This window comes from Kitasatospora sp. NPDC088134 (assembly GCF_044741705.1).
GTDB lineage: Bacteria > Actinomycetota > Actinomycetes > Streptomycetales > Streptomycetaceae > Kitasatospora.
Genome location: NZ_JBIUTD010000045.1, coordinates 21,372 through 35,124, shown reverse-complemented (window position 1 = coordinate 35,124; position 13,753 = coordinate 21,372). Strand labels below are relative to the sequence as shown.

At 74.7% G+C, this 13,753-nt stretch carries 11 protein-coding genes and 1 pseudogene; 8 read left to right on the top strand and 4 right to left on the bottom strand.

The features are described from left to right. A pseudogene (locus ACIOHG_RS36955) lies at window positions 1-147 on the top strand (electron transfer flavoprotein subunit alpha/FixB family protein); the annotation flags it as partial. An 84-nt stretch (window positions 148-231) separates the two neighbouring features. Here ACIOHG_RS36955 and ACIOHG_RS36950 read toward each other — a convergent pair. Continuing rightward, the gene (locus ACIOHG_RS36950) at window positions 232-1,608 is read right to left on the bottom strand and encodes a S8 family serine peptidase (RefSeq protein ID WP_400957886.1); all 1,377 of its coding nucleotides are present in this window, start codon (window positions 1,606-1,608) and stop codon (window positions 232-234) included. Window positions 1,609-1,850: 242 nt separating this feature from the next. Here ACIOHG_RS36950 and ACIOHG_RS36945 point away from each other — a divergent pair, with 242 nt between their 5' ends. The 3 genes from ACIOHG_RS36945 to ACIOHG_RS36935 all read left to right on the top strand — a co-directional run bounded on the left by ACIOHG_RS36945 (window position 1,851) and on the right by ACIOHG_RS36935 (window position 5,492). Further along, window positions 1,851-3,269: an acyl-CoA synthetase gene (locus ACIOHG_RS36945; RefSeq protein WP_400957884.1), complete on the top strand. Its 1,419-nt coding sequence runs from the start codon at window positions 1,851-1,853 to the stop codon at window positions 3,267-3,269. A gap of 181 nt (window positions 3,270-3,450) precedes the next feature. Further along, window positions 3,451-4,506, top strand: coding sequence for an NUDIX domain-containing protein (locus ACIOHG_RS36940; RefSeq protein WP_400957882.1), 1,056 nt, complete (start codon window positions 3,451-3,453; stop codon window positions 4,504-4,506). Between the two features lie 278 nt (window positions 4,507-4,784). Then, window positions 4,785-5,492, top strand: coding sequence for a DUF4184 family protein (locus tag ACIOHG_RS36935; protein ID WP_400957880.1), 708 nt, complete (start codon window positions 4,785-4,787; stop codon window positions 5,490-5,492). On the opposite strand, the gene ACIOHG_RS36930 is transcribed toward ACIOHG_RS36935, so the two are convergent. After that, a complete protein-coding gene (locus ACIOHG_RS36930) occupies window positions 5,480-6,013 on the bottom strand; it encodes a carboxymuconolactone decarboxylase family protein (protein ID WP_400957878.1) in 534 nt (177 codons plus the stop codon). The genes ACIOHG_RS36935 and ACIOHG_RS36930 overlap by 13 nt on opposite strands. Before the next feature lie 142 nt (window positions 6,014-6,155). Here ACIOHG_RS36930 and ACIOHG_RS36925 point away from each other — a divergent pair, with 142 nt between their 5' ends. Further along, the gene (locus ACIOHG_RS36925) at window positions 6,156-7,460 is read left to right on the top strand and encodes a geranylgeranyl reductase family protein (RefSeq protein ID WP_400957876.1); all 1,305 of its coding nucleotides are present in this window, start codon (window positions 6,156-6,158) and stop codon (window positions 7,458-7,460) included. Window positions 7,461-7,533: 73 nt separating this feature from the next. On the opposite strand, the gene ACIOHG_RS36920 is transcribed toward ACIOHG_RS36925, so the two are convergent. After that, on the bottom strand, window positions 7,534-9,816 hold the full coding sequence (locus ACIOHG_RS36920) for a glycosyl hydrolase family 18 protein (RefSeq protein WP_400957874.1): 2,283 nt from the start codon (window positions 9,814-9,816) through the stop codon (window positions 7,534-7,536). Window positions 9,817-9,986: 170 nt separating this feature from the next. On the opposite strand from ACIOHG_RS36920, the gene ACIOHG_RS36915 reads away from it, so the two are divergent. Continuing rightward, the gene (locus tag ACIOHG_RS36915) at window positions 9,987-10,634 is read left to right on the top strand and encodes a hypothetical protein (protein WP_400957872.1); all 648 of its coding nucleotides are present in this window, start codon (window positions 9,987-9,989) and stop codon (window positions 10,632-10,634) included. 64 nt (window positions 10,635-10,698) lie between these two features. Then, window positions 10,699-11,337 (top strand): hypothetical protein, encoded by a 639-nt coding sequence (locus ACIOHG_RS36910; RefSeq protein WP_400957870.1) that lies wholly within the window; start codon window positions 10,699-10,701, stop codon window positions 11,335-11,337. A gap of 7 nt (window positions 11,338-11,344) precedes the next feature. Here the strand turns inward: ACIOHG_RS36910 and ACIOHG_RS36905 are convergent, their stop codons facing one another. After that, window positions 11,345-12,334 carry an ArsR/SmtB family transcription factor gene (locus tag ACIOHG_RS36905; RefSeq protein ID WP_400957868.1) on the bottom strand — a complete coding sequence of 330 codons (990 nt, stop codon included), beginning with the start codon at window positions 12,332-12,334 and terminating at the stop codon, window positions 11,345-11,347. A 94-nt stretch (window positions 12,335-12,428) separates the two neighbouring features. Here ACIOHG_RS36905 and ACIOHG_RS36900 point away from each other — a divergent pair, with 94 nt between their 5' ends. Continuing rightward, window positions 12,429-13,691, top strand: coding sequence for an MFS transporter (locus ACIOHG_RS36900; RefSeq protein ID WP_400957866.1), 1,263 nt, complete (start codon window positions 12,429-12,431; stop codon window positions 13,689-13,691). The last annotated feature ends 62 nt before the right edge of the window (window positions 13,692-13,753 follow it).

The window sequence follows — 13,753 nt, the reverse complement described above, 5'->3', positions numbered from 1 at the left end:
GCCGGCATGCAGACCAGCAAGACCATCGTCGCCGTCAACAAGGACCCCGAAGCCCCCATCTTCGAACTCGTCGACTACGGCGTCATCGGCGACCTCTTCAACGTCCTGCCGCAGCTCACGGGCGAGGTGAAGGCCCGCAAGGGCTGACGCTCCGTCAACGGGCGCACAGGGGCGCGGCCCCCGGGGAACTCCCCGGGGGCCGCGCCTTCTCGCTGTTGTCCTGCCGGTGCGTCAGCGGCCCGCGACGGCGTGCACGAAGCGCGCGGCGTCGATGGTGCCGAGGCCGGAGGCCAGGTCGTAGCCCTTGGTGGCCTGGTAGCCGGTGACGGTGTCCCAGGAGTTGTCGCCGGCGGTGACGTCGACGATGCCGCTCCACTGCGAGGGCAGCGCGCCCAGCGCGTACAGGCGCGGGTTGATCTGGCCGAGGCGGTGGCCGGCCGTCTGGGCGGCCAGCGCGACCACGCCGGAGAAGATCGGGCCGGCCTCGCTGGTGCCGCCGGTGAGGTGCCAGCCGACCCGGGTCGGGTCGTAGGACTCGTAGGTCCAGGCGGCGCCGTCCACGGCCGCGCTCATCGAGATGTCCGGGGTGCCGCGGTGGTCGCCGGTCACCTTCGCCACGCCGACCTGGTACCACGGGCGCTCGAAGACGCCGGAGACGCCGCCGCCGGCCGCGCCGTAGTCGTCGTGCCAGACCTTGTCCGGGGCGGTGCGGTTGCCGTTGTTGTCCAGGGTCAGCTGGGTGCCGCCGACCGAGGTCACCAGCGGGTCCGAGGACGGCCAGGAGTTGACCTTGTACGGGTACAGGTCGCTGCCGTTCTCCTTCGCGTCGGTCGCGCCGTTGTCGCCGGAGGAGGCGAGCACGGTGACGTTCTTCGCGGCCGCGAACTTGAAGGCGTACCGCAGGTCCTGGATGGACTTGAAGTTGCCCTGCTCGAAGCCCGGGAAGGTGTTCTCGGTGGCGCCGAAGCTCTGCGAGATCACGTCCGCGTCGTGGTGCTGCAGGTACGCCTTCTCGGCGTCCATCATCTCCGGCAGGCCGGTGACGCCCTCGGTCTCCGCGACGCCGGTCTCGATCAGCACGATGTGCGCGTCGGGGGCGATCGCGTGCGCGTACTCCACGTCCAGGGTGGACTCGCCGGCCCAGCCGGTGTGGTCCGCGTTGGTCGGGTCGAACGGCGGGACGTTGCCCCACTTGACCACCTCGACCTGGGTGTTCGGGATGCCCCACTGCTGGTCGAACACCTCCAGGTCGTGCTGGATGGTCGGCGAGCCGAAGGAGTCCACGATCACGATGGTCCGGCCCTTGCCGGTGATGCCCTGCTGGTACAGCGGGTTCAGGTTGTACGCGGCGCGGTACTGCAGCGGCGAGTAGCAGTGGATGCCGATCTGCGCCACGCAGTCCGAGGTCGATATCGGCGCCACCCGGCCGACGGCGTCGATGTGGCCGGCCGAGGCCGGGCGCAGCTTGAAGACGGACGGCAGGCGGACGCCGGCGGTCTGGGCGGTCGCCGACGCGCCGGTCAGGGCGGTGGCCCCGACGGCGAGCAGCGCAGCGGCCCGCAGCAGGGTGGAGCGTCGGGGACCCGCGGTGGCGGGGAACGTGCCCAAGAAGACTCCTCGAAGAGACGGTTCACCCGGCCCGACAGGCCGGGGAACCCCTATCCCATCGGCCACGACGGAGCTGTTCCATAGTCCGAGACGGGTGGTCGGCATGGTCCCGACCGGCCACCGGATTCGGTAAAGGAAATGGAGCGGTTCGGTAACGTCCCTGCTCGGCAAGGGCCTTGGCGGGCCGGTGGCCGAACACCGCCACCCCGCGCGCCCGCCCGGAATGGCTAGAGTCGGTCGGCATGGGACTGCTGACAGCACTTGACGGTGGGTACGGGGACCGCGCGGACGCGCTCGTGGTGGACGGCCGGGCCCTGTCCTGGGAGCAACTGCGCGGCGCCGCCGGGGCGGTGGCCGAACGCGCGGCGGGCGCGCCCGGACTCGCGGTGCTGGCCCGCCCCACCGCCGAGACCGTCGCCGCCGTGGTCGGCGGCCTGCTCGCCGGGGTGCCGGTGGTGCCGCTGCCGCCCGACTCCGGGCCGGTCGAACGCGCCCACATCCTCCGTGACAGCGGCGCGACCCTGCTCGCCGGCACCGGACTCCCCGACGACACCGAGGGGTTGACCGCCCTGCCGGTCGACCTGGCGGACCGCCCCGGCGGCGGCTGGCGGCCCGCCGCCGAGGACGGCGACCGGACGGCGTTCGTGCTCTACACCTCCGGCACCACCGGCGCCCCCAAGGGCGCGCTGATCCCGCACCGGGCCGTCGCCGCCGGACTCGACGGCCTCGCCGAGGCCTGGCGCTGGGACGCCGAGGACACCCTGGTGCACGGCCTGCCGCTGTTCCACGTGCACGGCCTGGTGCTCGGCGTGCTCGGCGCGCTGCGCACCGGCAGCCGCCTGGTCCACACCGGCCGCCCCACCCCCGCCGGCTACGCCGCCGCCCGCGGCAGCCTGTACTTCGGCGTCCCCACCGTCTGGTCGCGGATCGCCGCCGACCCGGCCGCCGCCCGCGAACTCGCCGCCGCCCGGCTGCTGGTGTCCGGCAGCGCCCCGCTGCCCGTCCCGGTCTTCGAGCAGCTGCGCGCGCTCACCGGGCAGGCCCCCGCCGAGCGCTACGGCATGACCGAGACGCTGATCACCGTCGCCACCCGGGCCGACGGCGAGCGCCGCCCCGGCGCGGTCGGCGTCCCGCTGCCCGGGGTGCGCACCCGGCTGGCCGGCGAGGACGGGCGGCCGGTGCCCGCCGACGGCGAGAGCGTCGGCGAACTCCAGCTCCGGGGCCCGACGCTGTTCGACGGCTACCTCGGCCGCCCCGAGGCGACCGCGGCCTCCTGGACGGCGGACGGCTGGTTCCGCACCGGCGACGTCGCCGTGATCGGGCCCGACGGCTTCCACCGGATCGTCGGCCGCGCCTCCGTCGACCTGATCAAGAGCGGCGGCTACCGGATCGGCGCCGGCGAGGTCGAGGCCGCGCTGCGCGACCACCCCGGCGTCGCCGACGCCGCCGTGGTCGGCGCCCCCGACGCCGACCTCGGGCAGGTCGTGGTCGCCTACGTGGTCGCCCGGGACGGCGCGGTGACGGACCGTCAGCTGATCGACTTCGTGGCGCAGCGGCTGTCCGGGCACAAGCGGCCCCGGCGGGTGGTGCTGGTCGACGACCTGCCGCGGAACGCGATGGGCAAGGTGCTCAAGAAGCGGCTGCTGGACGAGCAGAACTGAGCGGACCCGGGCGGGCCCCGGGCAGGTGCGGGCGGGCCCGGACGGGTCGGGGGCGACCCGGGCGGTCCGCCCTTTCAGGAGGCCGGGGAGTGGGTACCACTGGGGGTGGCGCGGGGGCCGGTGCCCCGCGTTGCCCGGTGCCTGCACCGCGCCGGGCCTCGGCCGAGTGGCAGGGGACGCTGTGATCGTCTGGGTCAATGGGGCACGCGGAGCGGGCAAGGCGAGCACGTGCCGGGAGTTGGTCGGGCTGCTGCCCGGAAGCCTGCTGTTCGACCCGGACACCCTCGGTCCGGTCCTCCGCGCCACCCTGCCCCCGGACCGGCTCGACCTGCCCGACCTGCGCGAACTCCCCGCCTGGCGGCGGCTGGTGGCCGAGACCGCCGCCGCGCTGGCCGGCGAGATCGACGGCGCGGTGATCATCCCCGAGACGCTGCTCCAGCAGGACCACCGGGACGAGATCTTCGGCTCGCTGGCCGGACGCGGCATCCCCGTCCACCACATCGTCCTCGACCCCGTGGAGACCATCCTGCGGGCCCGGATCGCCACCCGCGAGGACATCCCCGGCGACCCCGAGGGCACCCTGCGCCGCCGGCAGCGCGCCCGCGAGGCGCTGCCCGCCTACCTCACCGCCCGCGGGTGGCTGGCCGGCGACGCCCGGATGGTCGACAACGGCGTCCTCACCCCCCGGCACACCGCCGAACGGATCGCCGAACTCGTCCGGGGCGGCGCCGCCCGCTGTCCGATCGTCCGCACCGAGGGCGGGGACGGCGACACGGTGGCCGCCGCCGTCCTGCTCTTCGACGACCGGGACCGGGTGCTGCTGGTCGACCCCGCCTACAAGCCGCACTGGGAGTTCCCCGGCGGCGTCGTCGAGTCCGGCGAGTCGCCGACCGCGGCCGCCGTCCGCGAGGTCGCCGAGGAGCTCGGCCTGCGGCTGCACCCCGACGCGCTCCGGCTGCTAGCCGTCGACTGGGAGTCCGGGGCGGGGCGCGGCCGCGGCGGCCTGCGACTGGTCTACGACGGCGGGCGGCTCGGCCCCTCCGAGGTGCTCCGACTGCGGCTGCCCGCCGGGGAACTGCGCGACTGGCACTTCGCCACCGCCCGGGAGGCCGCGAGCCTGCTGCCCCCGGCCCGGGCCCGCCGCCTCGCCGCCGCCCTGGAGGCCCGTGCGACCGGCGAACTCCGCTACCTGGAGGGCGGCCTCCCGGCGGCGACGGGGGCGGCGTCGGCGAGGTGAGAGGGCCTGCGGCCGGCTGTGGGACGGGTGCGGAGCGCTGCCTGCGGCGCGAATGCCTGCGGCGGCCGGCGCGGGTGGGGAGGGGCGGCGGCCTGCCTGCGGTGGCCGGGGAGGCGTTGGCCCGGTGGGGCCTGCGGTGCTGGGGTGTGGAGGTGCGAGGTGCCTGCGGCGGCCGCGGGACGAGTGCGGAGCGCTACCTGCGGTGCCGGGGTGTGGAGGTGCGAGGTGCCTGCGGCGGCCGGTGCGGATCGCGAGGGGTGGGGTGGCAGGATGGGGGGATGCCGTTCACGCTCAGTCATGTTGCTGCTGTGCTGCCGGGGGTGCGGAGGGCCCGGCGGGAGGGGGCGTTGGTCGCGGCCGGGTTGGTGGCCGGGGCGATGGCGCCGGATGTGCCGTTCTTCGCGGAGTCGCTCGTCCGGGGGGTGTACCGGTACGGGGGGTTGACGCACCGGTGGTGGGCCGCGCCGACGGTGGACGTGGTGGTCGGGGCCGGGCTGGTGGCCGGGTGGTACGGGGTGTGGCGGGGGCCGCTGGGGCGGGCGGTGCCCGGGGCGTGGGTGGCCGTCGGGCCGGCGGGGCGGCCGACGGGGCGCGAACTCGCCTGCGCGGCCGGGGCGGTGGCCGTCGGCGCGGGCACCCACCTGGTCTGGGACTCCTTCACCCACCACGGCCGGGCCGGGTCCCGGCTGCTGCCGGTGCTGGAGCGCGAGGTGCGCGGCGTTCCGCTCACCACCGCGCTCCAGTACGGGACTTCGCTGCTCGGCCTGGCCGCGCTGGCCCGCCACGCGGGCCCGTGGCGGGGCGCCGACCGCCGCACCGGCGCGGTGCTGACCGGGGCGGCGCTGCTCGGCGCGGCCGCACGCGTCCGCCGGGGCGAGCGCGGCTTCGTCGACGAGGCGTGCTTCGGCGCGGGCGCCGGTCTCGCCGTCGCGGCGGCCGTCCTGGGTGCGGTCGGCCGCCGCAAGGGCCGGTCTCAGCCGAGGTAGCCGTGTTCGGCCAGGTGGGAGCCGATCATGCGGTAGACGGCCGGGTCGTTCGGGGTGATCGCGCCGAGGCCGTCGACGTAGCGGTTGTACATGCAGAAGGCGGCGGCGATCAGGACGGTGTCGTGGATGGTCTCGTCGTCGGCGCCGGCGGCCCGGGCGGCGGCGACGTCCTCCGGGGTGACGGACAGTCCGCTCTCGGCGACCTTGCCGGCCAGCCGGAGCAGGGCGCGCATCAGGTCGGAGACGGGGGCGGTGTCGAGGTCGGTCTGGACGGCCTCGACCAGGGCGAAGTCGCCGCCGAGGCGGTGCGCGGCGGTGGCGCCGTGCGCGCCCGCGCAGTAGCGGGTGCTGTTGCGGGCGGAGACGTACGCGGCGATGAGTTCGCGTTCGCCGACGGACAACGGGGAGTCGCCGCGCAGGAGTTGTTCGGCGAGGTGGCTCAGCGCCAGCCCGGAGGCGGGCTTGACGTCGAGCAGGCCCCGGATGCCCGGGTGGTCGGTGGGGAGCGCGATGTGCGGCATGTGCCTACTGAAACGGGTGGGACGGGTGGTTGGCAAGCCCCTGACCTGCGGTGGGACGGTCACCGTCGGTGGGCGGCGGCCGGACGGCGGAGTCGGCGGGTACTGGCCCGGGGCGGGGGCGGGCAGATTAGGATGGGCGACCGTGACTGACACCGGTAGCACCCAGGACCTGGACCCCGTCGAGCCGGTCGCGGCCCCCGCCGACGACGCCGGTGACGAGGCGTCGGCGCAGGACGCGAGTACCGACCCGCAGGACGCCGAGCGGGCCGCGCTGCTCGCCGGCGTCTGGGACGTGGTGGTGGTCGGCGCGGGCCCGGCCGGCTCCTCGGCCGCGTACGCCGCGGCCGGGCAGGGCCGCCGGGTGCTGCTGCTCGACAAGGCCGAGCACCCCCGGTACAAGACCTGCGGCGGCGGCATCATCGGCCCGTCCCGGGACACCCTGCCCGCAGACTTCAAACTCCCGCTGCAGGACCGGATCTCGGCCGTCACCTTCGCCCTGAACGGCAAGTGGACCCGGACCCGGCGCTCGAAGCGGATGCTGTTCGGCGTGGTCAACCGGGACGAGTTCGACCTGCGCCTGGTGCAGGCAGCCGAGCAGGCCGGGGCGGTGCTGGTCACCGGCGTCACCGCGACCGGCGTCGAGCAGCGGGGCGGCGACAGCCGCACCGTCTTCGTGACCCTCGCGGGCGGCGGCCGGGTCGAGGCCCGGGCGGTGGTCGGCGCGGACGGCTCGGCCAGCCGGATCGGCCGGCACGTCGGCGTCAGCTTCGACCAGATCGACCTCGGCCTGGAGGCGGAGATCCCGGTCCCCGACGCGGTGTCGCGCGCCTGGGCGGGCCGCATCCACCTCGACTGGGGCCCGCTGCCCGGCAGTTACGGCTGGGTGTTCCCGAAGACCGACTCCGGGACGCTGACCGTCGGCGTGATCTCGGCCCGCGGCGAGGGCGAGCAGACCAAACAGTACCTGGCGGACTACGTCCGGCGGCTCGGCCTGTCCGGCTTCGAACCGCTGGTGGAGTCCGGGCACCTGACGCGCTGCCGGGCCGAGGACTCGCCGCTGTCCCGCGGCCGGGTGCTGGTCGCGGGCGACGCGGCCGGACTGTTGGAGCCGTGGACCCGCGAGGGCATCTCGTACGCGCTGCGCTCGGGCCGGCTGGCCGGCGAGTGGGCGGTGCAGGTCGCGGAGGCGACCGGGGCGGCGGACGTGCGGCGGCAGGCGCTCAACTACGCGTTCGCGATCAAGGCCGGGCTGGGCGTGGAGATGCGGGCCGGCAAGATCATGCTGGCCTCGTTCGAGAAGCGGCCGGAGCTGTTCCACGCGGCGGTCTCGCTGATCACGCCCGCGTGGCGGGCGTTCGCCCGGACCACCCAGGGGCACACCACCTTCGCGCAGCTGATGCGGGACCACCGGGCGGCGCGGAAGCTGGCTTCGATCGCGGGGCGCTGACGCTTCTTCGGGACAGGTCCGCCCGGGGAGGGGGTTCCCTCGCCGGGCGGACCTTGCCGTGGGGGGCTGCCGGTTACTTGAGGCCGGTGTCCAGGGCGGTCATGAGGGTGCCGGAGGGGGTGTCGCCGGACATTTCCCAGATCATGGCGCCGAGGAGGTTCCTGGACTTCAGCCAGGCGGTCTTCTGGCCGATCGACCAGGGGTCGTCGAAGCTCCACCACTGGCCGCCGTTGCCGGTGTAGCCGTAGGTCGAGACCGACGCCGGGTCGTGGTGGACGGTGAGGTTGGGGACCGAGGTGATCAGGTTCTGGTAGCCGCGGGTGCCGGCCTCCTCGGCGAACTGGCCGGGGGCGGCGCCGTTCGCCGACTGCCAGGCGCCGTACGCGCCGCCGTCGGTGACGGACTGCCAGCCGCGGCCGTAGAACGGGAAGCCGATGGTGAGCTTGCGCGGGTTGACCCCGGCGTCGAGGTAGGTCTGGACGGCGTTCTCGATCGAGAAGTGGAACGGGTACGGGTCGGCCGGGTCGGCGTGCAGGTTGGCCTGGTGGCCGGTGCGGTTCGGCTCCCAGGAGTTGTCGCTGCCGGAGCCGTGGAAGTCGTAGCCCTGGACGTTGGCGATGTCGAGGGACTGGAAGATCTTCGACAGGTCCCAGCCCTGGCCGATCTTGGCGAGGTCGGCGGGGGTGAAGGCGGTGAGCAGCTTGTGCGGGCCGCCGAGGGCGTCGAGCTGGCGGCGGAACTCGGCCAGCAGCAGGGTCAGGTTGGCCTTGTCGTTCGCGGACCAGTGGTTGCCGGCGTGGCCGTCGGGGGAGCCGGGCCACTCCCAGTCGAGGTCGATGCCGTCGAAGATGCCCGCGGCGGTGCCGGGGCCGCCCGCGCCGTTGTAGGCGGGCAGGTTGCCCTTGATCCAGATGTCGAGGCAGGAGGAGACCAGCTTCTTGCGGGAGGCGTCGGTGGCGGCCGCGTCCGAGAAGTACTTGGAGTAGGTCCAACCGCCCAGTGAGACCACGACCTTGAGGTTCGGGTACTTCGCCTTGAGCTTCTTCAGCTGGTTGAGGTTGCCGCGCAGCGGGGACCAGCCGTCGTCGGCGACGCCGTCCACGGACTGGGCGGCGCTCATCGGGCGGGCGTAGTCGGCGTCGGCGTCACCGGCGCCGGTGCCCTGGTCGGGGTCCTGCGGGTTGGCGGTGGTGCCCTTGGTGACGCCCGCCAGGCAGGTCAGGTTGACCGGGTCGATGTTCTCGAAGGCGTAGTTGATCACGTCGAGCTTGGCGGCGCTGCCCGAGGTGTCGAGGTTCTTGACGAAGTACTGGCGGCCGTAGATGCCCCACTGCACGAAGTAGCCGACCCGGGAGTACTTCCCGGGCCCGGCCAGGTCGCCGGTGGTGACGGTCAGCGGGTTGGAGGCGGGCGAGCTGTTGTCCGCCGCGTCCCGGGCCAGCACGGTGAAGGTGTACGGGGTGGCGGGGGAGAGCTGCCCGACAGTGGCGGTGGTGCCGGTGACGGTCTGCACCAGGACGGCGCCCTGGTAGACGTCGTACGCGGCGACCCGCTTGTTGTCGGTGGCGGCGTTCCAGGCCAGTGCGACGCTGGTCGAGGTGACGGCGGTGGAGCGCAGGTTGCCGGGCGCGGTCGGCGGCACGGTGTCGGTGGCCGGGTCGACGGTGGCGGCGCTCAGCGCGGCACTGACCGGGCCGGTGTTGCCGCGGGTGTCCTTGGCCCGGACGGTCAGGGTGTAGGTGGTGGCCGGGGTCAGGCCGGTCAGGGTGGTGGAGGTGCCGGTGGCCGAGCCGAGCACCACCGAGCCGTTCAGCACGTCGTACGAGGCGACCGGGAAGTCGCCCTTGGCCGCGGCGCCCCAGCTCAGCGAGAGGCTGTGCGCGGTCGCGTCGACCAGGGCCGGGGCGCCCGGCGCGGTCGGCGGGACGTCCGGGGTGCCGTCGCACTTGTCGCCGTTGACGCGGCAGTTGAGCGGGGCGGCGATCGGGCCGTTGCCGATGAACCAGAAGCTGTACGGCTCGGTCGAGCCGTTCGCCGGCACCGTCGCGTTGTAGTACGCGTTGGTGGCGGTGACGTGGCTGCCCGTGGTGGTCGACGTGCCGTTGTACGTCCCGGTCATGGTGACCCCGGACGGCAGGTCGAACTCCAGCGTCCACCCCGTGACGGCGGTCGCGTTCGGGTTCTTGACGATGAAGGTGCCCTTCCACCAGGAGCCGTAGTTGTCGCTGGTGAAGGTGGCGGTCAGCTTGGCGGCGGCGTGCGCCGGGGTGGCGGCGAGCAGGGCGATCGGCAGTGCGAGGGCGGCGAGCAGGGTCAGCAGGCGGGCCCTGAGCCGTGGCCTGGAGCGGACGTGCATCGGTACTCCCTGTCTGGTGTGGGGGATTCCGTACAGGGGTGCCTGGAGCCGGCAACAGGAGGTTAGGTGGACTGGACCACTTCGTCAACAGGTCTATACCGCAAGGGAGTTGACGATCATGAGGCGGTGCGCTCGGCCGGCTGTCGGCACGCACTGGCAGGATCTCCGGCATGGGACTCGACGTGGTGGTGGGCGCCTTGATCGGCGCCGACGAGGAGACGGCCGGCTGGTTCCGGGCCGAGTGCGACACGATCGGCGCCGTCCTGGCGCGCGAGGGCGTGCCGGGAGCGCGGGACTGGCGGGAGCCGACGACGGGCGACCGGTTCGGCGACCGGATCTGGGGCTACTCCGGCCTGCACACGCTGCGCCGCCTCGCCGCCCACCTGGCCGCCGGCCGTCCGCTGCCCGCACCGCTGGCCGAGGGCGAACGCGCCACCGAGGACCCGGTGCTCGCCGCCGCCTACCACGACCTCCCCGACGACCCGGCGGGCCCGTTCGACCACCTGATCCACCACTCCGACTGCGAGGGCTACTACGTCCCCGTCGACTTCGACCCCGTCCTGGTCGACGAGGAGCTCGCCGGTGGCTGCCTCGGTTCCTCCGTCCGCCTGCTCGCCGAACTCCGCGTCCTCGCCGAGGCGTTGGGCCTGCCCGAGGGCCTCGACCCGGACAGCGAGGAAATCACCGCGGTCCTGGACGAGCTGGTGGCCGACCCCGCGGGCTGGCAGCGCTACGGCACCGAGTCCTTCGTCTGCCTGCAACTGACGAAGGCCGCCGAGCACTCGGTCCGCACGGGCGCCGTCCTCGCCTTCTGCTGACCTCTCCCGTCCGACCTCCCGTCGGGCGGCCCGGTTGTCGGCCGTCGGTGGCAGCATCGCGGCCATGGGACTCGACGTGGTGGTGGGACTGCCGGAGGCCGGCGACCCGGAGGCGGCCGAGTGGGTGGCCGACGAGTGCGCCATGATCAACGCGGTGCTGGCCCGGGCCGGCGCACCGGCCTGGTCGGAGCCGCCCGGCCTGACCCGCACCCCGATCCCGATGTGGGGCTACCGGGGCCTGCACGCGCTGCGCCGGGTCGCCGCGTACGTGGCGGCGTCCGGCCGACTGCCCGAGCCGCCGACCGACCCGTACGCCGCCGCCCGCGATCCGGTGCTCGCCGTCCTGTACGGCAGGGGTCCCGGCGACCCGGCGGGCCCGTTCGACCACCTGATCCACCACGCGGACTGCGAGGGCTACTACGTCCCCGTGGACTTCGGGCCGGTGCCGTACGACGAGGACCTGCTCGGGCACTACCTCGGCTCCTCGGTCCGGCTGCTCGCCGAACTGCACGTCCTGGCCGAGGCGTTGGGCCTGCCCGCGGACCTCGACCCGGAAGGGCCCGAGGTGTGCGCGGCCGTGCGGCTGCCCGAGGCGGAACGGCGGGGGTGGCAGCGGCACCTGTCCGCCGCCGGCACCTGCCTGGGCCTGCTGCGGGCGGCCCGGCTGTCCACGGAGTCCGGCGCGGTCGTCCGCTTCTGGTGACGGCCGGTCAGGGGGCGAGCAGGCGGTCGGCGAGCGGGGTGCGGGTGTAGAGGACCAGGCGGCCGTGACGGGCGCGGGTGACCAGGCGGGTGGCGTGCAGGACGGTGAGGTGCTGGCTGACGGCGCCCGGGGTGACGGCGAGGCGGCGGGCGAGTTCGGTGGTGGAGACGGGCTCGTGCAGGAGGGCGAGCAGGCGGGCCTTGGGGGTGCCGAGGAGCTGTTCCAGGGCGCGCGGGGTGGGCGGGGGGTCGGCGGGGCCGGCCAGGGTGGCCTGGCCGCGGGCCAGGTAGGTGATGGAGGGGGTGAGGTCGGGGCCGATCGCGGTGAGGGCGCCCCGGGCGAAGCAGGTCGGCAGGAAGGTCATGCCGCGCCCGTCCACCTCGACCTCGGACTCCTGCTCGTAGCCCCACTCCCAGGCCAGCGTCAGCACGCCGTCCGCCCAGCGCAGCCGGTGGTCGAGGTCGCCGAACAGCCCGGCCGCGCCGCGTTCGGCCAGCACCCGGGCCCGGTGCACGATGTCGGCGTGCAGCACCGAGCGGGCGCGCGGCCACCAGGAGGGCTCCAGCACCCGGGTCCAGTACGCCGCCAGGGCGTCCGCGATCTCGCCGATCAGCTCGGCCGGCCGGTCCAGCCGCTCGGCCAGCAGCGGCGGCAGCACCCGGTCGTGCGGCAGGAAGGTCTGCGCCAACTCGGCCTCCAGCCGGGCCGGTTCGAAGCTCCGGACCCGGGCCAGCTCGGCGTGGAAGTCCGGGAACGGGACAGTCGGACGGGGCGTCAGGAAGTCCGGCACGTACTTGTTGCCCGCCACCAGGGCGCGCAGCAGCGGCGCGGCCGGCAGCGCCTCGAAGGCCGGCCGCATCGCCTCGAACGCGGCGGTGTGCGGGTACCGGCCCGGGTGCGTCCACATCCGCAGCGAGAGCACCGTCTCCTGGATCGGCGAGCAGGCGAAGTACGCGGACGCCAGGTCGGCCAGGCCGAGCCGGAACCGCACCGGCATGGCTCCGCACCCCCGTTCCCCCTCGTCGGCCCGCCGGATTCAGGCCGGGGCTAAATCAATACCACGGGCGCTCCGTACCCGGTCTGATCGGGGCATGACCGCCACCGAACCCGCCACCGAACCCGCGGCCGCTCCGGCCGCCGTGCCCACCCCTGCCCGCGGCCGGCTCGCCCGGCTGCTCCCCGAGGACCGGGTGCTGCGCCGGCTGACCTGGATCACCCTGGTCAACACCGTCGGCAACGGCCTCGGCATGACCCTCGCCGCCGTGTACTTCCACCGCATCCTCGGCTTCGGCGTCGGCACGGTCGGCGCGGTGCTGACGGTGGCCGGCGCCTGCGGCGTCGCGGCGGGCGTCCCGGCCGGGCGGCTGGCCGACCGGTACGGGTGCAAGCCGGTGATGATGGCGCTGCTGGCGGTGCAGGCGGTGTGCGCGGCCGGGTACGTGCTGGTCGGCTCGCTGGCCTCGTTCGTGGTGCTGGCCTGCCTGGTGGCGATCGCCGACCGGGGCGCCTCGGCGGCCCGCGCCGCGCTGTTCGCCGAGGTGCTGGCCCCGGACGCCCGGGTCAGGGGCCGGGCCTACCTGCGCTCGGTCACCAACATCGGCATCTCGCTGGGCACGGTCGGCGCCGCCGCCGTCCTGCAGTCCGACAGCCGGGGCGCGTACACGCTGGCGCTGCTGGCCGACGCCGCCTCGTACGGGCTGGTCGCGGTGCTCTACTGGCTGCTGGTCCCGGTGCCGGCCCGGACGGCCGCGCAGATCGAGCAGGCGTCGAGCGGCCCCAACCCGGCGCTGCGCGACCGGGTGTACCTGGCGGCGACCGGCCTGAACGCGGTGGTCTGCCTGCAGTTCATGATGATCGAGGTCGGGCTGCCGCTGTGGGTGGTCGAGCACACCGACGCGCCGCGCTGGATGGCGGCGGGCGGGATGCTGGTCAACACCGCGCTGGTGATCGTGCTCCAGGTGCGGGCGACCCGGGGGACCGAGGAACCGGCGGCCGCGGCCCGGGTGTTCCGGCGCGGGGCGCTGCTGGTGGCGGCCTCCTGCCTGGTGGTGGCGCTGGCCGCCGACGCGCCGGCCTGGGTGGCGGCGGTGGTGATCGCTGCGGGCGTGGCGCTGCAGGCGCTCGGCGAGGTGTACAGCCAGGCGGGCGCCTGGGCGCTCGGCTACGACCTGGCGAAGGACGGCGCGCACGGCGCCTACCAGGGCGTCTTCAACACCGGCATGTCGGCCTCGATGATGCTCGGCCCGGTGCTGCTGACCTCGGTGGTGCTGGCCAACGGTCTGCTCGGCTGGGCGCTGCTGGCGGCGGCGTTCGCGGCGGCGGGCTGGGGCATGACGGCGCTGGTGCGCCGCTGAGCCAGGGGGCGGGCGCGGACGCGGACGTGGACCCGCCGAGGCGGCGGTGCGGGTGACGGACC